This is a genomic window from Streptomyces sp. NPDC025273, from assembly GCF_040638585.1.
Taxonomy (GTDB): domain Bacteria; phylum Actinomycetota; class Actinomycetes; order Streptomycetales; family Streptomycetaceae; genus Streptomyces; species Streptomyces cinereorectus.
Genome location: NZ_JBEZYP010000033.1, coordinates 1 through 24,720 on the forward strand (window position 1 = coordinate 1; position 24,720 = coordinate 24,720).

13 protein-coding genes are annotated in these 24,720 nt (G+C 72.6%); 5 read left to right on the top strand and 8 right to left on the bottom strand.

Annotation, left to right across the window (positions count from 1 at the left end):
- From AB0F38_RS30660 to AB0F38_RS30670, 3 genes are all read right to left on the bottom strand, one after another.
- Positions 1–1,688 (bottom strand): condensation domain-containing protein (locus AB0F38_RS30660; RefSeq protein WP_361900462.1); only part of this gene is annotated, 1,688 nt, incomplete at its 3' end.
- Entirely contained in the window at positions 1,685–9,460 is a 7,776-nt protein-coding gene (locus tag AB0F38_RS30665; RefSeq protein ID WP_361900464.1) for an amino acid adenylation domain-containing protein, read from the bottom strand. The genes AB0F38_RS30660 and AB0F38_RS30665, both read right to left, overlap by 4 nt.
- Positions 9,461–9,462: 2 nt before the next feature.
- Positions 9,463–17,163, bottom strand: coding sequence for an amino acid adenylation domain-containing protein (locus AB0F38_RS30670; protein ID WP_361900467.1), 7,701 nt, complete (start codon positions 17,161–17,163; stop codon positions 9,463–9,465).
- A 389-nt stretch (positions 17,164–17,552) separates the two neighbouring features.
- On the opposite strand from AB0F38_RS30670, the gene AB0F38_RS30675 reads away from it, so the two are divergent.
- From AB0F38_RS30675 to AB0F38_RS30685, 3 genes are all read left to right on the top strand, one after another.
- Positions 17,553–18,776, top strand: coding sequence for a cytochrome P450 (locus AB0F38_RS30675; RefSeq protein ID WP_361900470.1), 1,224 nt, complete (start codon positions 17,553–17,555; stop codon positions 18,774–18,776).
- Between the two features lie 5 nt (positions 18,777–18,781).
- Positions 18,782–18,982: a ferredoxin gene (locus AB0F38_RS30680; protein WP_361900518.1), complete on the top strand. Its 201-nt coding sequence runs from the start codon at positions 18,782–18,784 to the stop codon at positions 18,980–18,982.
- A 131-nt stretch (positions 18,983–19,113) separates the two neighbouring features.
- On the top strand, positions 19,114–19,911 hold the full coding sequence (locus AB0F38_RS30685; RefSeq protein WP_361900473.1) for a hypothetical protein: 798 nt from the start codon (positions 19,114–19,116) through the stop codon (positions 19,909–19,911).
- 42 nt (positions 19,912–19,953) lie between these two features.
- On the opposite strand, the gene AB0F38_RS30690 is transcribed toward AB0F38_RS30685, so the two are convergent.
- From AB0F38_RS30690 to AB0F38_RS30710, 5 genes are read right to left on the bottom strand one after another with little or no spacing between them, the layout of a single operon-like run.
- A complete protein-coding gene (locus tag AB0F38_RS30690) occupies positions 19,954–20,901 on the bottom strand; it encodes a hypothetical protein (RefSeq protein ID WP_361900476.1) in 948 nt (315 codons plus the stop codon).
- Positions 20,898–21,308 carry a hypothetical protein gene (locus tag AB0F38_RS30695; RefSeq protein ID WP_361900479.1) on the bottom strand — a complete coding sequence of 137 codons (411 nt, stop codon included), beginning with the start codon at positions 21,306–21,308 and terminating at the stop codon, positions 20,898–20,900. Before AB0F38_RS30695 ends, AB0F38_RS30690 begins: the two co-directional genes overlap by 4 nt.
- Positions 21,308–21,721, bottom strand: coding sequence for a hypothetical protein (locus AB0F38_RS30700; RefSeq protein WP_361900482.1), 414 nt, complete (start codon positions 21,719–21,721; stop codon positions 21,308–21,310). Before AB0F38_RS30700 ends, AB0F38_RS30695 begins: the two co-directional genes overlap by 1 nt.
- Positions 21,721–22,089, bottom strand: a complete 369-nt coding sequence (locus AB0F38_RS30705) for a hypothetical protein (protein WP_361900485.1) — start codon at positions 22,087–22,089, stop codon at positions 21,721–21,723. Before AB0F38_RS30705 ends, AB0F38_RS30700 begins: the two co-directional genes overlap by 1 nt.
- Positions 22,089–22,340: an acyl carrier protein gene (locus AB0F38_RS30710; protein ID WP_361900487.1), complete on the bottom strand. Its 252-nt coding sequence runs from the start codon at positions 22,338–22,340 to the stop codon at positions 22,089–22,091. The genes AB0F38_RS30705 and AB0F38_RS30710 overlap by 1 nt, the downstream gene beginning before the upstream one ends.
- 237 nt (positions 22,341–22,577) lie before the next feature.
- Between AB0F38_RS30710 and AB0F38_RS30715 the strand changes: the two genes are divergently transcribed.
- Both AB0F38_RS30715 and AB0F38_RS30720 read left to right on the top strand, forming a co-directional pair.
- Positions 22,578–23,702: a beta-ketoacyl synthase N-terminal-like domain-containing protein gene (locus tag AB0F38_RS30715; RefSeq protein WP_361900490.1), complete on the top strand. Its 1,125-nt coding sequence runs from the start codon at positions 22,578–22,580 to the stop codon at positions 23,700–23,702.
- Positions 23,699–24,658 (top strand): beta-ketoacyl synthase N-terminal-like domain-containing protein, encoded by a 960-nt coding sequence (locus tag AB0F38_RS30720; RefSeq protein WP_361900493.1) that lies wholly within the window; start codon positions 23,699–23,701, stop codon positions 24,656–24,658. Before AB0F38_RS30715 ends, AB0F38_RS30720 begins: the two co-directional genes overlap by 4 nt.
- Positions 24,659–24,720: the final 62 nt, after the last annotated feature.

Sequence of the window (24,720 nt, forward strand, 5' to 3'; positions counted from 1 at the left end):
CGGTCAGGACGCACCATCGGCACCAACGCCACACGCCCACCCACCGACGAACCCACCACCCGCTCCGCCAACGCCACCACCGACTGCGCATCGAACAGGGCGCGCACCGGCAGTTCGATCTCGAAGGCGCTCCTGATGCGGCTCACCAGACGGGTGGCGAGCAGGGAGTGCCCGCCGAGGTCGAAGAAGTTGTCGTCGATCGACACCGACGGGACGCCGAGGACCTCGGCGAACAGGCCGCAGAGCATCTCCTCGTGCGGGGTGCGCGGAGCCCGGCCCGCGGAGCCGCCGCCACCGGCGGCCGGGGCGGTCAGCGACGGCACGGCGCCGCCGCGCGGGCCGCGGTCGGGGACCTCCCAGCCGATGGGCAGGGCGAGCGAGGGCAGCACGTCGCCCACCGGCTGCGCGCCGTCGCCGGCGACGCTCCGCAGGACGGTCTCCAGATTGCCGAGGATCCCGGCGACGGACTTCTCGGTGAACAGGGCGTTCCTGAAGCCGAGGCGCAGCTGCAGCCGTCGGCCGGGCACGGCGATGAGCGTCAGCGGGTAGTGCGTGGCGTCGGACCCGGTGGTCCCGGTGATCGTGAGGTCGCCGAGCGAGCCCTGAAGGCTGTCGGCGTCCACCGGGTAGCTCTCGAACGCGACGAGGCTGTCGAACAGCTCGCCGTGGCCGGCGGCGCGCTGGATCTCCGTGAGCCCGATGTAGTGGTGGTCGAGCAGAGCCGACTGCTCGGCCTGGACCCGGACGAGCAGTGACGGGAGGGTCTCGGCCGCGTCCAGCCGGATGCGCACCGGAACCGTGTTGATGAACAGCCCGACGATGCCCTCGACGCCCTCGATCTCGGGAGGGCGGCCGGAGACGGTGGCCCCGAAGACGATGTCGTCGGTGCCGGTGAGCCGGGCGAGCTGGAGTCCCCATGCGACCTGCACCATGGTGTTGACGGTGATGCCCAGCCGGCGGGCCAGCGCCGTCAGCGCCGCGCTCCGCTCCTCGGAGAGGTCCAGGGTGAGCTGGCCGGGCAGGGCCTCGACGGTGTCGTCGGCCTGCGGGGCCACCAGGGTGGGGCCGACGAGACCGTCGAGTGCGGCCCGCCACGCCGCCAGCCCTTCCTGCTTGTCCTGCTTGCGCAGCCAGGCGAGGTACAGCTTGAACGGGACCACGGGCGGCATGCCCGCCGCGTCGCCGCCCCGCCCGTACAGCTCGAAGAGCTCACCGAGGACGATCGGCATGGACCAGCCGTCGAGCAGGATGTGGTGGCAGCTGAACATGAGCCGCCAGCCGCGCTCGGCCAGGCGCACCACGGTGAACCGCAGCAGCGGCGGGACGGCGAGGTCGAACCGCACGGCCTCGTCGGCCGCCGACAGTTCGGCCAGGCGCGTGCGCCGGCCGTCCTCGTCCAGCGCGGACAGGTCGTGCACGAGGACGGGGGTCTCGAACGCGCGCGGCACCACCTGGACCGGCTTGCTCAGGTTCTCCGACAGGAAGCCGGCCCGCAGGTTGGAGCGGCGGATCAGGAGGGCCGTGACCGCGTCACGGAAGACGTCCAGGTCGAACGGGCCCTCGAAGTCGACGGCCAGCCGCACGGTGTAGACGTCCAGGGCGTCCTCGTCGTACGTCGCGTGGAAGAACATGCCTTCCTGCAGCGGTGCGAGGGGCAGGATGTCCTCAAAAAGATCCTTGCGGGTCACCGGGTCTTCCTCCACTCAGCTTCAAGTACCCCGAGATCGTCGAGTTCGAGGTCGATCAGTGACAGGTCCGACGGGGCGAGGCCGGCCGGCTCGCCCTCGCCTGCGTGCTCCGCGAGCGCGGTGAGCGCGCGGAACCATCCCTCGGCCAGCGTCCGTACCGCGTCCTCGCTCAGCAGGCGACGCGGCCAGGTCCAGTTGGCCACCAGTCGCGGCCCGCCCGGACCGTCCTGGACCAGGACGTTGAGGGACAGCGCGTGGGTGGCCGGCATCTCCGGGTCGCCGCCGAGCTGCCGGAGCACCTCGCCGTCGGCGGACATCGTCCAGTCGTCGGCGCCGGGGCTCGTCGGGGGTGTCCCGTCGCCGGCTTCCCCGGCGACCTCGGTCCGGCCCAGGTAGTTGAAGCCGAACTGCGGGCTGCCGAGAGCGGCGAGCGTGTCGCGGGTGTGCGGGTTGAGGTGGCGCAGCAGGCCGTAGCCGACACCCTCGTCCGGCATCTGCCGCAGCGTCTCCCGGACCCGGTTGAGGGCCTTGTGCAGGGCGGCCGGGTCGGTGAGGACCCTCCCCCACGGCACCGGGCCGAGGTCCAGCCGCACCGGTGCGAGGCTGGTGAACCAGCCGACCGTGCGGGAGATGTCGAGCTCCTCGCCCTCGGGGATCTGCCTGCCGTGGCGCTCGACGTCGACCAGCACCTCGGTGCCGGCCCCGAGTCCGCGCCGCCGCCGCCAGTCGGCGACGGCGAGGGCGAACCCGGTCAGGAGCACGTCCTCGACGCCACCGCGCGCCGCGGCGGGCACCTTCGTGAGGAGCGGCTCGGTGACCGACTCGGGCAGCGTCAGCACGAGCGCCTCCTGGGTGCCCATGGTGTCGACGGCCGGGTCGCGCGTCTGTGCGGTCACGGGCACGTCGCCGTCGCCGAGCTGCTCCGCCCACCAGGTGACCTGCGCCGCGCGTGCGGGCTCCGCCGCGAGTCCGGTGAGCCACTGCGCCCAGCGCCGCCACGAGGTGCCGACGGGCTGCGGCGCGGGCTCCCGGGACTCGGACACCGCCTGCCACGCCTCGGCGAGATCGGGTACGAGGATCCGCCAGGACACCCCGTCGACCGCGAGGTGGTGGCCGAGGAACAGGAGACGTCCCGGCTCGTCGGGGCCGGCGTCGAACCACACGGCCCGCACCATGGCACCGTCCGTCGGGGACAGCCGCGAGACCGCCCGCTCCGCCTCCTCGGCGATGACGGCCCGCGTCTTCGCGGCGTCCGCGCCGGCGATGTCGACCCGGCTCACGCAGTCGGCGGGGTCCACCGCGCCGCGCTCCCGGACCTCGTAGGACCACTCGCCGTCGCTGACCGTCAGGCGCAGCCGCAGGGCGTCGTGGTGGTCGAGCAGGGTGCCGACGGCGGACGTCAGGCTCTCCAGGGTCACCCGGGCGGGGACCTGGAGCAGCACGGACTGGTGGAACCGCTCCATGCGGCCGCCGTGGTCGCGCAGCCAGTGCGTCATCGGGGTGAGCGGCACCTCGCCGATCCCGGCGTCGGGGTCCTGCGGGGGCAGTTCGTCGACGGTGCGGGCCACGGCCGCGAGCCCGGCGGCCGTCTTGTGCTCGAAGACGTCCCGGGGGGTGATGACCAGGCCGCCCTTGCGTGCCTGGCTGACCAGCTTGATGGAGACGATGCTGTCGCCGCCGAGCTCGAAGAAGTTGGCGTCGACATCGACCTCGGGAAGGCCGAGCACCGCGCCGAACGCCTCGGTGAGGACCCGTTCGGCGTCGGTGGCCGGGTCCCGGCCGTCGCCGGAGCCGGTGACGTCGGGCGCGGGCAGCGCCTTCGTGTCGAGCTTGCCGTTCACGGTCAGGGGCAGGGCGTCCATGACCACGAACACCTGCGGGACCATGTACTCGGGCAGCCGGCCGGCAGCCGACGCGCGTACCGCCCCGGTGTCCAGGCCGGTGCCCGGTTCGGGGACCAGGTAGCCGACGAGCTGCCGGACGCCGGGCCGGTCCTCGCGTACGACGACGGCCGCACCGTCCACGCCCGCGCAGCCCGACAGTACGGACTCGATCTCGCCGAGTTCGATGCGGAAGCCGCGCAGCTTCACCTGGTTGTCACGGCGGCCGACGAACTCCAGCACCCCGTCACCACGCCACCGCACCACATCACCGGTCCGGTACAGCCGGGAACCCGGCGCACCGAACGGATTCGCCACGAACCGCTCCGAGGTCAGGGCCGCACGCCCCAGATACCCCCGGGCCAGCCCCACACCCGACACGTACAGCTCACCCGGAACACCCACCGCACACAGGTTCAGGGCCGGGTCCAGGACGTACACCCTGGTGTTGGCGACGGGGCCGCCGATGGGCGGGGTGACGGTGCCGTCCACCGGGCTGCTCGCCGTGGCGCAGACCGTGGTCTCGGTCGGGCCGTAGGCGTTGATCACCCGGCGGCCGGGAGACCAGCGGGCCGCGAGGTCGCGGGGGCAGGCCTCGCCCGCGGTCACCAGGGTCAGGCCCGCGGGGGCGTGCTGCGGGTCCGCTCCCGACAGGGCCGTCGGGGTGAGGGTGGCGTGGGTGATCCGCTCGTCGGTCAGGAAGTCGGTGAGTGCCTGGCCCAGGACCGGTCCGTCGGCCGGGGTCAGGACCAGCGCGGCGCCGTTGAGGAGGGCCATGACCGTCTCCCAGGCGGACGCGTCGAAGCTGGGCGCCGCGAACTGCCCGACCCTGCTGTGCGGGTTCACGCCGAGCCGCTCGGCGTGCCAGGCGGCGAGGCTGCCCAGTCCCCGGTGGGTGACCGAGACGCCCTTGGGCCGCCCGGTGGATCCCGAGGTGTAGATGACGTACGCCGGGTGGTCCGTCGACAGCGGTGAGCGGCGGTCCGCGTCCGTGACCTCGGCCCCGGAGAGGCCGGCCAGCGCCTCGACGGTCTCGGGGCTGTCGAGGACGAGCGGCTCGCCGTACCCGGCCGGCAGCCGGCCGGCCGGACCGGTGACGGTGACGACGAGCGCGGGGGCGCTGTCGCGGATCATGTACTCGATGCGGTCGGCCGGATGGTTCGGATCGACCGGTACGTAGGCTCCGCCGCTGGTCATCACGGCCAGCAGCGCCGTGGTCAGGTCGGCCGACCGGGGCAGCACGAGCGCGACACGGTCCTCCGGTCCGACACCGCGCTCGATCAGCAGCCTGGCGAGCCGGTTGGCACGGCCGGCCAGCGCCGCGTAGTCCAGGGTGGCGCCGCCCGCCACGACCGCGGGCCGGGCGGGGACCGCCGCGGCCTGCCGGGCGAACAGCTCGGGGACGGTGCCGGCGGGCACCGGGCGGTCGCTGTCGTTCCAGTCGGTGAGCAGCTGTCCGCGCTGTGCCTCGGGCAGGATCTCCAGGCTGCGTACGGGCACGCGCGGGTCGGCCACGGCGGCGCGCAGCAGCGTGACCAGGTGGCCGGCGACGCGCTCCGCGCTGTCCCGGTCGAACAGGTCCGTGCTGTAGCCGAGGATGCCGGAGACGGCGCCGTCGGCGCCCTCGGCCAGGCTCAGCTCCAGGTCCACCTTGGCGACCGGCAGCAGCATGTCCTGGGCGGTGATCCGCAGGCCGGGCAGTTCCAGCTCACCCGACGTGTTGTTCTGGTACGCGATCAGCACCTGGAACATGGGGTTGTGCGACAGGGAGCGGTCCGCGCCGACGAGGTCGACCAGCCGCTCGAAGGGCAGGTCCTGGTGCGCGTAGGCGTCCAGGGCGGTCCTGCGGGCCCGGTGCAGCAGGTCGATGAAGCTCGGGTCGCCGGACACGTCGGTGCGCAGCACCAGGGTGTTGACGAAGAAGCCGACGAGGTCGTCGGTGGCCGCGTCCATCCGGCCGGCGACCGGTGTACCGATCGGGATGTCGGTCCCGGCTCCGAGCCGGGACAGGAGCGCCGCGAGGGCGGCCTGGAAGACCATGAACGGCGTGGTGTCCGTCTTGGCGGCGAGGCCGCGCAGGCGTTGCGCGAGCTCCGGGTCGACGGTGACGGGCACATGGGAGCCCCGGTGGGTGGCGACGGGCGGGCGGGGGCGGTCGGCGGGGAGTTCGAGCTCCTGCGGGGCCCCGGCGAGCTGTCCGGCCCAGTAGGCCCGCTGGCCGGCCGCGAGGCTGTCCTCGTCGTGCTCGTCGCCCAGCAGCCGCTGCTGCCACAGTGTGTAGTCCGCGTACTGCACCGGCAGGGGCCGCCAGTCCGGTGCGGCGCCGGCGAGCCGGGCCCGGTAGGCCTCGCCGAGGTCGCGGGAGAGCGGGGCCTGCGACCAGCCGTCGCCCGCGATGTGGTGGACGACGACACACAGCACGTGCTCGTCGGGTGCGATCCGGAAGAGCCGTGCGCGCAGCGGCAGTTCGCGGGCGAGGTCGAATCCGACGGCTCCGGCCGCGTCGAGGGCGGCGGGCAGCTGCTCCTCCGTCACGTCGGTGACCTCGACGGCGACCGTCGCCACGGCGGCGGGCACGACCTGCTGCCAGGGCTCGCCGTCGGTGTCGGGGAACACGGTGCGCAGGGACTCGTGGCGGCCGACCACGTCGCCGAGGGCTTCGGTCAGCGCGGGCACCCGCAGGTCGCCGGAGAGGCGGACGGCGAAGGGGATGTTGTAGGTGGCGCTCGGCCCTTCCATCCGGTTGAGGAACCACAGCCGCCGCTGGGCGAACGACAGGGGCACCCGTGCGGGGCGTTCGGCCGGGCGCAGCGGTGTCCGGGCCGGGGCCGCGCTGTCCATGAGGCGGACCGCGAGCCGGGCGACGGTGGGTTCCTCGAACACGCGCCGGATGGACAGTTCGACGCCGAGCACCGCGCGCACCCGGCTCACCAGCCGGGTGGCGAGCAGGGAGTGCCCGCCGAGCTCGAAGAAGTTGTCGTCGACGGACACGGAGGGCAGTCCGAGCACCTCCTGGAACAGCCCGCACAGCAGTTCCTCGTGCGGTGTCCGCGGGCCGCGGGCCTCCTCCACGACGTACTCGGGCGCGGGGAGCGCCTTCGTGTCGAGCTTGCCGTTGGTGGTCAGCGGCAGGGCGTCCAGGGGGACGACGGGCCGCGGGATCATGTACTCCGGGAGCCGCTCGGCCGCCCACGCGCGCAGCTCGTCCGTGTCGAGCACCGCACCGGCGGCGGGCACGGCGTAGCCCACGAGCTGCCGGACGCCGGGCCGGTCCTCCCGGACCATGACGGCGACCTGGCCGACGGCGTCATGGCCGGCGAGTACGGACTCGATCTCGCCGAGTTCGATGCGGAAGCCGCGCAGCTTCACCTGGTTGTCACGGCGGCCGACGAACTCCAGCACCCCGTCACCACGCCACCGCACCACATCACCGGTCCGGTACAGCCGGGAACCCGGCGCACCGAACGGATTCGCCACGAACCGCTCCGAGGTCAGGGCCGCACGCCCCAGATACCCCCGGGCCAGCCCCACACCCGACACGTACAGCTCACCCGGAACACCCACCGCACACAGGTTCAGCCCGCTGTCGAGTACGTAGACCTGCTTCCCGTCGAACGGGCGGCCGATCGGCACCGGGTCCGGGACGGGACGGTCCGCGGTGAGCGGGTGGGCGGCCGCGATGACGGTGACTTCGGTCGGCCCGTAGGCGTCGACGACCGTGATGTCCGGGCAGGCCTCCAGCACCTGGCGCACCGATGCGGCGGGCACCGCCTCGCCGCCGGCCCACACCTCGCGCATCGGCCGCAGGATCTCCGGGGCCTCGGCGGCGATGAGCCGGAACAGGCCGGTGGTGAACAGGGCCGCCGTGACCCGGCCCTCGGCGACGGTCCGCCCGATGGTGGCCATGTCCAGCTCGCCGGGCGGGCCGACGACCAGGGTGCCGCCGCTCAGCAGCGGGGTCCACATCTCGTACGTCGACGCGTCGAACGCGTGGGCCGAGTGCATCAGCACCCGTTCCTGCGCGCCGCCCGCGAAGAGGCTGTCCGCGGCCAGGTCCGCGATCCCCCGGTGGGTGACGGCGACGCCCTTCGGCCGGCCCGTCGAGCCGGAGGTGTACATGACGTAGGCGAGTCGCTCCGGGCCGGGCGGCATCGGCACGCCGCCGGCGGGGACCGGGAAGGACCCGGGCAGGTCGCCCTGCTCCAGGAGCAGCGAGATGCCGCTGTCCTGCAGGACGTGCGCACGCCGGGACTCCGGCCAGCGGTGGTCGATGGGTACGTACACCGCGCCGGCCCGCAGCACGCCGAGGACGGCGAGCACGAACTCGACGGAGCGCTCCATCGCGATGCCGACCGGCTCCTCGGGACGCACGCCGCGCTCGAGCAGCCAGGCGGCGATCTCCTCCGCCCGGCGGGTCGTCTCCGCGTAGGTCAGCGACCGGTCGCCGCGGACCAGCGCCTCCTTGTCCGGCGTCTCGGCGGCGCGCAGCGCCAGCAGTTCGGGCAGGGTGCGCGCCGGTGCCGGGACGGGCACCGGGTTCCACACGTGGAGCAGCCGCGCACGCTCGTCGGCGTCCAGCAGCTCGACCGCCGCGGTCCGCCGGGACGGCTCGGCGGCGAACGCCTCCAGGGCGGCGGCGAGCTGTTTGCCGAAGCCCTCGATCTCGGCCTTCTCGAAGGCGTCGGACCGGTAGGTGAAGCGGAGTTCGAGCGAGGAACCGGGAATGACCATGAGGGCGAGCGGGTAGTGCGCGCCGTCCGTGGAGAAGAAGCCGGCGACCGAGAGACCACCGGGCAGGGTGAGCGTGGCCGGGTCGACGGGGAAGTTCTCGAGGACCGTGAGGGTGTCGAACAGGTCCCCGTGGCCGGCGGCCCGCTGGATCTCCGCGAGGCCGAGGTGCTGATGGGCCATCAGCTCGCTCTGTTCCTGCTGGAGGCGCCCGCAGAGCCCCAGCAGCGTGTCCTCGCGCCCGATGCGCACCCGCACGGGCACCGTGTTGAGGAAGAGACCGACCATGGTGTGCACACCGGGTATCTCCGGCGAGCGGCCCGCGAGGGTCATGCCGAAGGTGACGTCCCGGCGGTCGGTGAGCCCGGCCAGCACCAGCCCCCACGCGGCCTGGACCACGGTGTTGAGGGTGATGCCGTGCTCGCGGGTCCGCTCGGTCAGCCGGGCGGTCGTCTCCGGTCCGAGCAGAACGGCGACCTTGCTCGGCAGCACCGTCGTGGACCGGTCGTCGGGCATCGCGGCGAGCAGGGTCGGCTCGTCGAGTCCGTCCAGCGCGCTCCGCCAGGCCCGGACCGCGCCTTCGCGGTCCTGCTTGGCGAGCCAGGCCAGATGGTAGCGGTACGGGGTCACGGGAGGCAGGGCAGCGGCGTCCCCGCCCGCCGCGTACAGCTCGAACAGCTCGCGCACCAGGACGGGCGCGGACCAGCCGTCCAGCAGGATGTGGTGGTTGGTCACCAGCAGCCGGTGCCTGTCCTCCGCGGCCCTGATGACGGTGAACCGCAGCAGGGGCGGGTTGCGCAGGTCGAAGCGGGTCGCGCGGTCCCGGTCGGTGAGGTCGCGCAGCGCCGCCTCCCGCTCCTGTTCCGGGAGCCCGGTCAGATCGGCCTCGTGCCAGGGCAGTTCGGTCGCCTTGGGCACGAACTGCAGCGCACGCGGACCCTCGTGCCGGAAGCCGGCGCGCAGGTTGCCGTGCCTGCCCAGCAGGGCGTGGGCCGCGGCGCGCAGCGCGGGCACGTCGAGCGGGCCGTCGATGTCCAGTCCCAGCTGCATGACGTAGACGTCCGGGCCCGACTGCTCGTCGTACTGGGCGTGGAAGAGCAGGCCCTCCTGCAGCGGGGTGAGCGGCAGTACGGCTTCCAGCGACGACTTGTCGTTCGTGCTCATTCCTAGACGCTCCACTTCGACTCGAACTCGTCGAGTTCGTCCTGCGAGACCAGGTCCATGTCCCACTCGCTCGCGGCGTCCGCGCCGGACGGCGTCGCGTCCCCCGCGGGCGCCGGTTCGGCCATCGCGGCGAGGGCCCGCACCGTGCGGTGCGCGAACACGTCCTGCGGGGTGAACACCAGTCCCTCGGCGCGGGCCCGGCTGACGAGCTGGATCGAGACGATGCTGTCGCCGCCCTGGCGGAAGAAGTCGTCCTCCGCACCGGCCCGGGGCAGCCCCAGCACCTCGGCGAACAGCCGGGCGAGCGTCTGCTCCTGCGGCGTGGCGGGCACCGCGTCCGAGGCGGACGCCGCCGCGTCGGGTGCGGGCAGTGCCTTGTGGTCGAGCTTGCCGTTCAGCGTGACCGGCAGGGCGTCCAGGATCACCAGCGCGGCGGGCACCATGTGGTCGGGCAGCCGCTCCGAGAGCGCCTCCTGGAGCTCGGCCACCAGCGCCCCGGTCCTGCGGGCGACGAGCGGGTCGTTCGCGAAGCGGGCGGGTACCTCGTCCGGGAGGTAGAGGTCCCGGTAGGCGGGTACCGCGTCCGTCCCGTCCGGTGCGCGCTCGGGTACGAACACCGCGTCCAGCCGGCCGTCGTCCACCCCCGCGGTCCAGGTGACCAGTGCCCGGTAGCCGGCGGGGGTGCCGGCCTCGTGCAGGGCGGTGACGTCGACGCCCTGCGGCAGCACGGCACCGGTGCCGTCCTCCCCGGCCAGGTCCGCGTCGAGCCGGCCGTTGGGGATGCCGGTGACGCGCAGTCCTTCCGGGCGCTCGTCGCGCAGCCGGGCGGCGATCCCGTCGAGGCCGCCCGCCCGCTCCCAGGCGAGCGGCTCCGCCGCTGCGAGCGTGACGGGCGCGGCGGGCCGCTTGTGCAGGACCACGTCGTAGCGGTAGCGGCTGAGCTCGTTGGCGTAGTCGCCGCGCTTGACGCGGACGTCCGCGCCGCCGAAGCCCTCCAGCGATCCGGCCAGGGTGTCGAACAGAGCCGGGTCCACCAGCAGTTCGGTCTCACGCTCGACGGCCCGGTCCACTGCGTACCGGGTGGCGGCCGCGTCGTCCCCGGGGTGGCCCGTGCGGTGGACGGCCGTCCGCATGCGGCGCAGCAGCCGCAGGTCGCGGAGGTCGCCGAGGAAGACCGCGCCGGTGTCACCGAGCAGGGCGAACGCCTTCTCGATGACGTCCTTCAGGTAGTCGAGGCCCGGGAAGTACTGCGCGACCGAGTTGATGACGACGGTGTCGAACGTCCCGGCCGGCAGGTCGTCCAGCAGGTGCGCCGGTGTCGCCGTGAAGCACGTGCGCTCGGCGAGCTCCGGGATCTGCGCGGTCTGCCTGCCCAGGGTCTCGATCACCTCGCCGGACAGGTCGGTGCCCCAGTACAGGTCCACATGGGGTGCGACCGGCGTCATGATCAGTCCGGCGCCGACGCCGATCTCCAGGACCCGGCGCGGCCGCAGCTCCAGGATCCGGTCGACGGTCGCCGCGCGCCAGGCCCGCATCTGCGACTCGGGCAGCTCCGATCCGTCGTAACTGCTGTGCCAGCCACTGAAGTTCTCGCCGAGCGGCGGCCCGTCGTGGGCCGACGCGCCGTACACCTCGTCGTTGATGGTCTGCCACTTCCCGACCTGGTCGCTCTCCAGGCCGGTGTCACGGACACCGGAGTCCTGCGCGGCGGGCACCACGTAGCCGACCAGCCGGCGCTCGCCGGGGCGGTCCTCCCGGACCACCACGGCGGCCGACTCGACCTGCGGCTGGTCGGTCAGCGCGTCCGTGACCTCGCCCAGCTCCACGCGGAAGCCGCGCAGCTTCACCTGGTCGTCGGTCCGGCCGACGAACTCCAGCTGCCCGTCCGCGCGGCGGCGCACCACGTCGCCGGTGCGGTACATCCGCTCCCCGGGCGGTCCGAACGGCGCGGCGACGAAGCGCTCCGAGGAGAGCCCGGGACGTCCGAGGTAGCCGCGGGCCAGGTTGACTCCGGCGATGTAGAGCTCGCCGAGCACGCCGGCCGGGACCGGGCTGAGCTGCGCGTCCAGCACGTAGGCACGGGCGTTGGCGATCGGGGTGCCGATCGGCGGGGTGACGGCCCCGGACAGCGGGGCGCTCATCGTGGCGCAGACGGTCGTCTCGGTGGGACCGTAGGCGTTGATCATGCGGCGGCCCGCCGACCAGACACCGGCCAGCTCCGCCGAACACGCCTCGCCCGCGACGGTCAGCACCATGCCGGCCGGTACGGCGGCCGGGTCGAGGCCGGTCAGCGCGATGGGCGGGATCGTAGCGTGGCTGATGCGCCGCTCGGTCAGGAACGCGGCCAGCGCGTCACCGAGCAGCAGCCCGCTGTCGACCGGGAGCACCAGCGTCGCTCCGCCGAGCAGCGCGATGCAGGTCTCGGACACCGCGGCGTCGAAGCTCGGTGCCGCGTACTGGACGACCCGGCTGTCCGGCCGGACGTCGAACCGCTCGCGCTGGGCGGCGGCCAGGTTGCCGATGCCCCGGTGGGTGACCACGACGCCCTTGGGGCGGCCGGTCGAGCCGGAGGTGTAGATGACGTAAGCCGGGTGGTCGACGGCGGCGGGCTCCCGCCGGTCCGCGTCCGACAGCGGTCCGGCGGGCCGGGCCGCGATCCGGGCGGCGGGGACCGGGGCGTCCACGACGATCGCGGGCACGTCCGGCACCACGTCGCCGGCCATCTCCGCGACGGCGGAGGTGGTCAGCATCAGCACGGGAGCGGAGTCCTCGGCCATGAAGGCGACGCGCTCGCGCGGATAGCCGGGGTCGACCGGCACGAAGGCGGCACCCGCCGTGACCACGGCGAGCTGGGCCACGAGGAGGTCCAGCGACTTCGGCATGACCAGGAGTACCCGGTCCTCGGCGCCGATGCCGTGCGTGACCAGGTGCCGGGCCAGCTTGTTGACCCGTCCGCCCAGTTCGGCGTAGCTCAGCTCCTCCGTGCCCACGGCCACCGCGGACGAGCCGGGGGTGCGCGCCACCTGGCCGGCGAAGAGCTCGGCCATCGTGCCCTCGGCGAGAGTGCGGGCGGTGTCGTTGAACTCGACGAGGATCCGCCGACGCTCCTCGGCGTCCAGCACGTCCAGCTCGCTCAGGCGGCTTTCCGGCCGGCGGGTGGCCTGGTCCAGCAGGCGCATCAGCCTCCTGGTGAGCAGCTCGATCGTCGCTTCGTCGTACAGGTCGGTGGCGTACTCGACGGCGCAGGTGGTGTGGTCCGGGGTGTCCCCGTCGCCCTGGACCTCGCGGAAGTCGAACAGCAGGTCCAGCTTGGCGGTGTGGGTGACGGCGGGCTCGATCCAGGCGTCGAGACCGGGCAGGTCGAGACTCGGGGTCGCGTTGTTCTGGAAGCCGAGGCCGATCTGGATCAGCGGGTGACGGCCGGCCGAGCGCTCCGGGTTGACGGCCTCCACCAGCCTCTCGAAGGGCAGGTCCTGGTTGGCGAAGGCGGCCAGGCCGTCCGCGCGTGCCCTGCCCAGGAGGTCCTCGAAGCTCGGGTCGCCGGAGAGGTCGGTGCGCATCACCAGGGTGTTGACGAGGAAGCCGATCAGGTCGTCGAGCGCCTCGTCGGTACGTCCCGCGATGGAGATCCCGAGCGGGATGTCGTCACCGGCGCCGAGCTTGCCGAGCAGTGCCGCCAGGGCGGTCTGCACCACCATGAACGGGCTGACGTCGTGCTCGCGCGAGCAGCGGGTCAGCTGCTGGTGCAGTGCGGGCGGCAGGTCGAAGCGGAGCGTCTCGCCGCGGTAGGACGCGACGGCCGGCCGAGGCCGGTCGGTGGGCAGCGTGACTTCCTCGGGCAGTCCGCGCAGGTACCGCGTCCAGAAGGCCAGCTGGCCGGAGATCGCGGAGCCCGGCGTGTCCTCGTCCCCCAGGATCTCGCGCTGCCACAGCGTGTAGTCGGCGTACTGCACCGGCAGGGGCTCCCACTCGGGGCTCGTGCCGCCGCACCGTGCCGTGTACGCGGTCTGGAGGTCGCGGGTCAGCGGCACCAGGGACCAGCCGTCGCCGGCGATGTGGTGCATCGGCATGAGGAGGGCGTGCTCGTGTTCGGACACGGCGAACAGGTGCGCCCGGATGGGAGCCTCGGTGGCGAGGTCGAAGCCGACGGCGGCGCGTTCGGTCATCGCCTCGGCGAGCCGGTCGGCGGTGATCTCGCTCACCCCCATGACGGGGGTGGCCTGTGCCGCCGGCAGGATGTGCTGGCGCGGGGTGCCCCGGTGGTCGGGGAAGACGGTGCGCAGACTCTCGTGCCGGGCCACGACGTCACCGATCGCCGCCTGCAGCGCCTCACGGTCCAGGGAGCCGTTCAGCCGGACGACGAGCGGGATGTTGTACGTGCCGGAGCCGCCGTCGATCTTGTCGATGAACCACAGCCGCAGCTGGGCGAAGGACAGCGGGATCTCCTGCGGCTTGTCCATCCTGGTCAGCGGCTGCCGGGCCGTGGGCACGTCCCCGTGGCCGGCGAGCCAGGCGATCAGCGCCGCCGGAGTGGGCGCCTCGAAGACGGTACGGATGGCGAGTTCGACGCCGAACGCCGCGCGGACCCGGCTGACCAGCCTGGTCGCCAGCAGTGAATGACCGCCCAGGTCGAAGAAGTTGTCGTCCATGGACACCGAGGGCACACCGAGGATCTCGGCGAAGACCCCGCAGAAGATCTCCTCCTCGGGCGTGCGGGGCGCCCGGCCACCGGCGGAACCCGCCATGTCCGGGGCGGGCAGGGCACGGGTGTCGAGCTTCCCGTTCCCCGTCAGGGGCAGCACGTCCAGCTGGACGAAGGCGGTGGGCACCATGTGCTCGGGCAGCGTGGCGGCGGCGTGCTTGCGCAGCGTGGCCGGCTCCAGATCGACCCGTCCGCCGGGCCCCTGACCGCCGATGACGTAGGCCACCAGGCGCATGTCGTCGGGCGTGTCCTCGCGTACGACGACGGCGGCCTGCCGGACGTCGGGGTGCAGCAGCACGGCGGCCTCGATCTCGCCCAGCTCGATCCGGAAGCCGCGGATCTTGACCTGCTGGTCGGCCCGCCCCATGTACTCGAGGTCGGCGCTGCCGTCCGCGGCCCAGCGGGCCAGGTCGCCGGAACGGTACATGCGCTCCCCCGCCGGACCGAAGGGGTCCGCGACGAACCGGGTACTGCTCAGGTCCGGCCGGCCCAGGTAGCCGTCGGCGACGGCGGGACCGCCGACGTACAGCTCACCGATCACGCCGGGCGGCACCGGGCGCAGCGCGGTGTCGAGCAGGTAGACGCGCAGATCGCTGATGCCGAGGCCGATCATGCTGCCGCTGCCGGACGAGGCGCACGCCGCGTCGAGCATCCGCTCGGTGGTGTGCACCGTGGTCTCGGTGATGCCGTACATGTTGACCAGCCGCGGCGAGTCCTCCGGATGCCGCTCGTACCACTCGGCCAGCCGCCCGAACTCCAGTGCCGCCCCGCCGAAGATGACGTAGCGCAGGGCGAGCGCCCGCCCGGTGTCCGGGTTGTCCCGGTCTGCCTGGATGAGCTGGTAGAAGGCCGAGGGCGTCTGGTTGAGGACGGTCACCCGCTCCCGCACCAGCAGCCTCAGGAACTCCTCCGGTGCCCGGCTCACCGCGAACGGCACCACGACGAGCGTCCCGCCGTGCAGCAGGGCGCCCCAGATCTCCCATACGGAGAAGTCGAAGGCGTACGAGTGGAACAGTGCCCACACGTCGTCGGGCCCGAAGCCGGTCCACCGCTCGGTCGAGTCGAAGAGGCGGATCACGTTCTGGTGGGCGACGACGACGCCCTTGGGCCTGCCGGTGGACCCGGAGGTGTAGATGACGTACGCGGCCTGGTCGGGCAGCAGCGGTCCGCCGCGCTCGGCGTCCTGGACCGGGGTGCTCGCCAGCCCGTCGGCCTCGGCCGTCGTCGCCGGGTGGTCCAGCACGACCTCGGGCGTCCGGACCGCCAGCTGTGCGAAGGCGTCCCGCTGTGCGGTGACCACCACGGCGGGCTCGGCGTCCGCGAGCATGTAGGCCACCCGGTCCGCGGGGTACTCGGGGTCGATCGGCAGGTACGCGGCCCCGGCCTTCAGCGTGGCCAGCAGCGCCACGGCCATGTCCACGGAGCGCGGCATCGCCAGTGCGACGAGCTGTCCGCGCCGGACGCCACGGCTGATGAGCAGCCGGGCCAACTGGTTGGAGCGGGCGTCCAGTTCCCGGTACGTCAGGGACCGGGTGCCCGATCCGTCGGGGTACACGACCGCCCTGTTGTCCGGGTGCGCGGCCGCCGCGGCGGCGAAGCGCTCGGGCAGGGAGGTGCGCTCCACCGGCTCCGTGGTCCGGGCGGCACCGCCCCAGTCGCCGACCAGCCTGGCCAGCGTCTCGGGGTCGACGACGTCCAGGGCGCCGATCGGACGCTCGGGGTTCTCGGTGAGCTCATCGAGCAGCCGGGTGATCAACCGGTGGTGCTGCCGCACCGCTTCGGTGCTGTACACATCCGGGTTGGCCGAGACGTCGAACCGGAGGCCGCCGTCCTGGTCGCCGACGACGATGAGCGAGAAGTCGTCGTCGTGTCCGGCCATCAGCGGGTGCAGGCTCGCCGGCAGCCCCGCGAAGTGCACGGCGGGCGCGACGACGTGCAGATTGAGTCTCGGGCCGAGCAGCCGGCCGTCGGAGCCCAGGAGCTTGAGATCGCGCCGGAGGTCCTCGTAGCGGTAGCGCTTGTGCCGGGAGACGGCGCGCATGCGCTGGTGGGCGTGGCGGACGAGCTCCTGCGCCGTCATGTCGGGGCGCACCGTCATCCGGACGCCGACCACGTTGGACACCATGCCGGGCACGGTCCGCCCCGCGCCGGTCGTACGCGCGGCGACCGACAGGGCGATGACCACGTCACCGCTGCCGGAGATCCGGCTCGTGTAGGCGGCGAGGGCGGCGAGCACCACGGCCGGCCAGCCGACGCGGACGTCACGGGCCGCGTCGCGGACCCGGTTGGCGGAGTCCGCCGGGACGTGGCGGGTCTCGCGAATCTGGTCGGTGGGCAGGGCCGTCGGGCGGTCCCCGAGACTCACGGCGTTCGGCCGGTCCTCGAACTGCGCGGTCCAGAAGTCACGGTCGGCCTCGAAGACGGCGGACCCCTGGTACGCGGTCTCGTCGTCGATCAGCTCACGCAGCGGGGGGAACGCGCCGTCGGAGGTGTCCTCGCCCGCCACCAGACCGGTGTAGATGTCGGCGGTGCGGGAGGCGACGAGGCCCGCGCCGAAGCTGTCCATCACCAGGTGGTGGTAGCGGTAGTAGAAGAAGAACCGGTCGTCGGCGACCTTGATGAGCGCGAAGCGGTACAGGGCGCCGCCGAGCACGTCCACCGGGGTGCGTGCGTCCGCCCACATCCACGTGTCGGCCTCGTCGCCCGGCCGCTCCCGCGCGCTCAGGTCGAGGACCTCCACGGGCTCCGCCGACCAGTCGGTGACCGGTTCGATCACCTGGACGGGGCCCGCGCCCTGCTCGGTGAACCGCGCCCGCAGCGCCTCGGTCTCGGTGACGACCTGGCGCATGGCCGCGGTGAACAGCACGGGGTCGACCGCGCCGGCGATCTCCATGTACAGGGCCGCGTTGAACGTCGGGTTCGGACCGCTGAGGCTCTGCGCGTACCAGATTCCGGCCTGGCCGGCGGTCAGCGGCAGAACCGTGGCTGACGAGTCAGACATCTGTCCTCTGTTTCTTCGGGCCTGGCCGATCCGGGAACCGGTCGGTGAGCAAAGGGGCGGCAGACCCGGGGCTCCGGACTGTCGGCGCCGAGGCAGGCCGGATCACCGGCCGTCAGGAGGCGCGCGGATCCGTGCCGTTCGTCCGGGTAGCCGGTCTCCGCCGTCTGCGGTCCATCGACGTTCAGTAAACGAATACACGCCCGGGCAAGCCGAGTGGCACGTGGATGCAATTTCCGGAAAGGCCTCTTCTCACCTCTCGGCAGGAAGGATTCAGATTCTTCGGATCGGATTTCCTGCAACAAGTGGCAGCACCTCCGGCGGACCGGAATTCCGTCCGTAGCATCACCCCGAGCAGGCTCATGACCACGACAAAGACAGGGAAAACCCCTATGACCGACGCCATGGAGATGCCGGCGACCTGCCCCGTCGCCCCCCGCGGTTGGCCCAACCCGCTGCTCACCGAGTACGGTCAGGTCCCGGCGGGTCGTCCGCTGACTCAGGTGACCATGCCGTCGGGCAGCAAGGCGTGGCTTGTCTCCCAGCACGACCACATCCAGCGACTGCTGGCCGACAACCGGTTCAGCGTCGAGCCGCACCCGACGTTCCCCATCAGGTTCCCGGCGCCGCAGGAACTGCTGGACATGATCGCCCGCGACTCGAAGAACCTGCTGGTGACCATGGACCCGCCGCGGCACACGCGGGTCCGTCAGATGGCGCTCCCCGACTTCACCATCAAGGCCGCCGAGAAGCTGCGCCCCCGGGTCCAGGAGCTCATCGACGGCTACCTGGACCGGATGGAGGAGGCCGGCGGCCCGCTCGATCTCGTCCAGGCCCTCGCCCTGCCGCTGCCCGCGCAGGTGATCTGCGAGATGGCCGGCATCCCCGAGGCCGAGCGTGACGTGTTCACCCGCAACGCGGCGATCATGGTGGGCACGCGCCACTCGTACACCATGGACGAGAAGATGGCCGCCAACAACGAGTTGATGGAGTACTTCGCGACTCTCGTCACCGAGAAGCAGAAGAACCCCACCGACGACATGCTCGGCAACTTCATCACCCGGGCCGGCAAGACCGACGAGTTCGACCACCACGGTCTGACGCTGATGACGAAGATGCTGCTGCTCGCGGGCTACGAGTTCATCGTGAACCGCATCGCGCTCGGCACCCAGACGCTCCTCGACCACCCCGAGCAGCTCAAGGCCCTGCAGGCCGACCCGGCAGGGCTCATGCCCAAGACCGTGAACGAGGTGCTGCGGCACTTCAGCATCGTCGACGAGATCATCGCCCGGGTGGCGCTCGCCGACGTGGAGATCGACGGGATCACCATCAAGGAGGGCGAGGGCATCCTCGTGCTCAAGGGCCTCGGCGACCGGGACCCCGCCAAGTACACGGACCCCGACGCCTTCGACATCCACCGCGACTCGCGGGACCACCTGGCCTTCGGGTACGGCGTCCACCAGTGCCTCGGCCAGCATGTGGCCCGGCTGATGATGGAGCTGTGCTTCACCTCGCTGTTCGCCCGCTTCCCGGGGCTGCACGTGGTCGAGTCCGACGAGCCGATCGAGCTCGTCGACGGGCTGCCGCCGGTGCACAAGCTCGTGGTGGGCTGGTGAGCGGGATGCGGGTGCACGTCGAACGCGACCGCTGCATCGGCGCCGGCCTCTGTGTGATGAGCGCGCCGGCGGTCTTCGACCAGGAGGACGACACCGGTCTGGTCGTCCTGCTCGACGACCGCCCCGCGGGCGCCGACGCCGAGCACGCGCGCAAGATCGCCGAGCACATCTGCCCGTCGAAGGCCATCCGGATCACCGGCGGCTGAGCCGCCCGCACACCGGCTCGCGGGTCCGTCGCCGCACACGCGGTGACGGGCCCGCCCCCGTGCCCGGACCCCACCCCTCCATACGCCGCGCCCCGCTACCGTGCCGGCGTCGACCAGAGTGGACAGCACACATGACAAGACTCAACTGCTGGAAGGTGCTCAAGGCGGGCCAGGGCTCCGACCTCGTCCTGGCCGTCGACTTCGCCACCACCGGGCGTCCCGACTCCAGCTTCTCCGACCTCGTCCCGCACCTCGACCCACGGCTCACCGTGTGGGAGACCAGGCAGCCCGACACGGGCGACGGCATGTCCGCGCAGGACTACATCGAGCGGTGGGCCCGCGAGGTCGAGGCCGGTGGCCGTACCGTGCGGGCCGTGCTCGGCTACTGCGCCGGCAGCGTGTTCGCCGGTGAGCTGGCCGCCAGGCTCGCCGGCCGGCAGGCGCAGCCGGTCCCGTTCGTGATGTTCGACCCGGAGGTTCCGACGCCGGCCGCCCTGGACCGTGACTTCGCCGCCATGATCGGCCAGTTCGCCTCGGTGCTCTCCGCCGACGAGGTGACCGCCGCCCGGCAGGCGGCGGCGGCGGCGCTGCTGACCGCCCCCGACTTCGCCGCCCTGGGTGACGAGTTCGTCCGGATCTTCCGGGAGCAGGCCGGGACCGCCTTCGCCCGCGAGGAGCTCGACACGGACCTGCTGGAGGAGTTCGCGGCGGTGTTCCGGTCGTTCGTGTCGTATCTGGACGCGGCCCGGGGTATCGATCCGACCGCCGCCTGGCGCACCGCCACCGCGGTGAACTCCCGGCAGCCGACCGAAGGCGCACTGCTGGCCGCACGGGCCGTCGGGATCCCCGTCGACCATGCCGACATCCTGCGCAGCAGCCTGACGGCCGAGGCCGTCACCGGGATCCTCTCGGCCCACGCCCCCTCCTGACCTGCGTCGGGGCGGTCCGCCCCGACGCACGCCGGCCAGGGGTCAGGGAGCCGCGGCCGTCCTGTCGACCTGGGCGCGCGGCCTGCTCGAACCGATGAGCGCACCGACCGTCATGACGCATCGGTCGCCGTCCCAGGTCTCCCCGGACACGAAGACGTTGTCCGACATCAGCCGGTCGATGCGCGCCACATGGCGCAGCACGGCTCCCGGCCGGACCTCGCCGGCGAAGCGGCAGTGCCGGAACGCCGCCGCGACCTGCACCCCCTCGGTGGTGCCGCTCGACAGCCACAGGAGCACCGAGGACTGACCGAAGGACTCCAGCATCAGCGCCCTGGGGTACATGTACCGCGACAGCGGCAGGCCGTCCTCCATCGACCGGTAGCACGGTTCGGACCCGGAGACCGCCTTGACCGTCGTGATCTCCCTGCCGGGGTCGAAGGCGTCCACCCGGTCCACCAGCAGCATGGGGTGGCGTACGGGAAGCCGGTCCAGGATCGCGGTGTAGTCCGGTCCGGACAGGGTGGCGGGCGCCCCGGGCGGACCGCCCGCGGGTACGAGTCCGTCGGACACGACGGCGTCACGGCCACCGAGCACGACCTTCGCGAGGACGACCGGGACGCCGTCCTGGCGTACGCCGTCCGCGGTGACCAGCCACCGTCCGCCCCCGGATTCGGTGGCCGTGACGTCCAGCCTGATCTCGTCGCCGCCCTGCATGGGCGCCAGCCACCGGCCGGAGGTGACCTCCACCAGGTTCAGTGGTTCGTCGGCCCCGATGAGCGTCGTCACGGCCTGCCGGAGCCCTTCGAGGACGAAGACGGCGGGCAGCAGGGTGAGGCCGGGGAAGTGGCCGGCCATGTACGGATCTTCGGCACGGACCGTCTTGAACATGCTGAACCGGAGGCCGGGTCCGTCCTGGCACACCTCGATCCGGTCGACGGCGCGCAGCGGGGTCGCGAAGGTGTGCGGCCCCCCGGGTCCCGGGCCGGTCATATGAACCACACGTGGTCGTACGTGGGCCAGCGGACCGCCAGTTCCGCCGGGCTGAGACAGGTGGTGCCCGGCACCAGGTCCTGCGGACCGAACCCGAGCTCGGCGAGCGCGGCCCCGTCCACGAAGACCTCGAAGCCGGCGTCGACCAGATCCCGTACGGATCCCCGGTAGTCCGGCAGCGTGTCCAGGGTCGTCGAGCCGAGCTGCACGGAGGGCACGTAGGCGTTCTCCTCGACGGCCATCGTCACCGTCGCACCGCGCAGTGCCAGGTGGACGTGCTCGAACTGACCGTGCAGGTCGAGCAGTCCGTACAGGGGGTGGAAGAACTGGACCTCGACGGCGCCACGGTAGGCGCGGTCGATGACGCAGAGCACGCGCCGGCGAGGCTCCGCTCGTCGGGTCGTCATCAGGCTCCTCCGAGGTACAGCGTCTGCTTGGCGGCGTTGATGGTTCCCGCCAGCCGGAGCGGCGAGCGGTGCCGCACCTGCGGGATGTGGTGGGTCGCGCCGCGCTCCTCGGTGCACGCGGTGCACGCGATCCAGGCGAAGCGGCCCTGGCTGTCGGCGGTCAGCTGCCGGACGATCGCCGAGGACGAGGGGTAGTGCCCCTCGGGGTCACGGGTGTTGGGCAGCTTGGTGTCTCCGAAGGTGTCCTGCGTGAGCATGTTGGCGTAACCGCACGCCCAGACCCGGACCGATCCTCCGTTGTGGAGTACCGCGTGCGAGAGCCGCAGCGCCGAGGTCACCACGTCGCTGGAGTGCGGGGCGGCCGTCATGATCAGCAGAAGGTCCCACACCCGGCGCTTCATCGGGGTCCCCATCAGTGCCACACCCCTCTGCAGTCGTCCTCGGCCAGGGCCGCCGCGACGGTCTCCATACCGGCGAGCCGCACGTGCGGGGACAGCCTGGAGACGCCGAGCGCGCGCTGCGCCGCCGAGAAGTCGTCCACCAGGATCTCGACCCCGGCCCCGGCGAGCCGCTCGATCTCGGGCACGTCGGTTCCCGCCGCGCTGAGCACCCCGTCCTCGACGAGGTAGACCCGCACCCGGTGGCCGGCTCCGGCCAGTGCCACGGCGTCCATGAGGAAGGTGCCCGCGTTGGGCCCCGCCCAGTTGCCCTTGCTCTCGATCAGGAAGTAGGAGGCGGTGCCCCCGCCGTCGTCCGCCGTACGGACCGGCTGCGTGTCCATCAACCGCCCAGCTTCCGGCTGAGCAGTGCGCAGATGTCGGGGAACGTGCGGAGCGTGACGAGCTCCTCCTCGGGGATCCTGATCTGGTAGCGCTGCTCCAGGGTGACGGCGAGCTCCAGCGCCACCACCGAGTCGACCCCCAGCTCCTCGATGAGCAGTGCGTCGTCGGTCAGCGCGGAGGACTCGACGTCCAGGGTGTCCGCCACCATGTCCCGGAGCTCCGACGTGTCCAGCGTGCTTTCGACACTCACCGGATTCCCTTTCTTTTGGCTATTCATTTCGACTCCGTTTCATTCCGTGTTCATTATTCCGATTCACGGAGCCGACTGATCGCCGCCGATGGTATTGCAGGGCCTCGAAGGCGGTGGAGAAATCCGGGTGATTGCTGCAGGTACTTGCAGGCACAACAGCCGTCCGGCATTACCGGGGGCACCCTGGTCGGTATCGGCCACATTGTTTTGCACTGTCCAAAGAAGTGAGGTGCGCCAGTGACGGTCGTCGTCACGGGGCTGGGAGCGGTGTCCTGCTTCGGCAGCGGAGTCGACACGCTCTGGGAGGGGCTGCTGCAGGCCGACCGTCTGCCGGTGCCCGCTCCGGACGCCTGCGGACTGCCGGAGCACCCGCGTGTGTACGCGGCCCCGGCGGGCGGCGGCGCCGCACGCACCAGCTCGCTGGTCGCCGAGGCGGTCGCCGAGGCCGTCGCCGACGCCCGGCTGACGGGTGAGGACCTGCTCGACGCGGGCCTGACCGTCGGCACCTCGCTCGGTGACATCGACCTCGCGGAGCGGTCGGGGCCCGGCCGTCGGCTCGCGACCCACACGGTGGCCGCGGTGATCGCCGGCCGTTTCGGCATCGGGGGCTGCGGCCACACCCTGTCCACCGCCTGCTCCGCCGGCGCCTACGCGGTGAGCTGGGGCGCCGAACTGATCGAGACCGGGCAGGCCGAGATCGTCATCGCCTGCGGCGGCGACGCCTTCTCCCGGGTCGCCGTCGGGACACTGCACCGGTTCGGGCTGCTGGATCCGGAGTGCTGCCGCCCCTTCGACACCGATCGCGCGGGCATGGTGACCGGGGAAGGCGCCGCTGCCGTCGTGCTGGAGTCGGCCGAGTCGGCCCGGCGCCGGGGCGTCGCCGCGCAGGCGGTGCTCGCCGGACAGGGCTGGAGCTGCGACGCCCACCATCCGATGGCCCCGGAGCCGTCCGGCGGACAGCTGCGGCGCTCGGTGGCCCAGGCCCTCGCCACCTCCGGGCCACCCGGAGCCGTCGTCCTGCACCGCGCCGGGGTCGCACTCAACGACTCCGTGGAGAGCACCGCCGTCAGCGAGGCCGTCACGGCCGCCGGCGGCGACATCACCGGGACGGTCGGTTACGCGCCGAAGGCGGTGATGGGCCATACCGCGGGCGCCGCGGGCGTGTTCGGCTGTGTGATAGCCGCCCGGATGCTGCGCGAGGGCCTGGTGCCGCCCAACGCCCATGTCACCGACGTCGACCCCACCTGTCCGATGGACATCCCCCTGACGGGACCCGTCCCCCTGCCCCGACCGACCGTGCTGGTGAGCGGGACCGGCTTCGGGGCCAACAACGCGGTGCTCGCCTGGGAGGCCGGCGCATGAACGTATGGCTCACGGGTACCGGCGCGGTGGCGGAGGGGCCCACGGCCCCGGCGGACGTCCGGGACGCCGCCTGGTTCGACCCCGCCGAACACCTCGGGCGGCGCGGCTGGAAGTACTACAGCCCGGCCACCCGCTATCTGCTCGCCGCGGGCCATCGGGCGCTCGGCAGGCGCCACGACGACCCGCCCCTCACCGGCCCCCCCAGCCTGCGCCTGGGCGTCGTCACCGGCACCCAGTACGCGATCGCCCATGCGCACCGGCGGATGGACGACACCCTGCGCACGGAGGGCGTCCGGGCCATCAGTCCGGCCGAGGTGCCCGCCTTCTCGATGAGCACCCCCGGCAGCCAGCTCGCCATCAGCACCGGTGCCCGGGCGTTCTCGGTCACGCTGACCAATCCGGTCACCGCCGGTCTGGAGGCCGTGCAGTTCGCGCTCACCGCGCTGCGCACCGGCCGCGCCGACCGGGTGGTGGCCGCGGCCACCGACCAGGCGCCCGACGGGGAGCGGCAGCACGACGGCGCCGCCGCACTCGTGCTGTCGGCACCGGACCCGGCCGTCAGGGCCGAAGCGATCGCCGAGATCACCGGCGGGCTCTCCCGGTTCCTCGTACGGGACGCCGGCGGCGGCCGGGAGCCGGCCGCCCTCGCGTCGGCCGGCCGGCGGATCGCCGCACTGGCCGCCGGCACCCAGGGGCTGCGGCTCGTGGTCAGCGGACCGGCCGGCGCCGCTCCGCTGGGAGCCGCGGTGCGCGAGGCCGTGGCGACGGCGGTCGCCGGGGCCGGAGGCTCACTGTGCGACCCCGCGGGAACCTTCTCCGAAGCCCGGCACTGCACCGTGTCGGGAATGCTGGAGCTGATCGCGCTGGCACGGACGGGGGATCCCGCGCTCCTGGTGTCCCTCTCCGGTTCCGGACATCTCACCGCCGTAGCGCTGCGCGGCCCCGCACAACCGTGATTTCACCCTTTCCTCGAAAGTGATATACGCCTGAAAAGGCAAAGACTTTTTGACCGCCTATG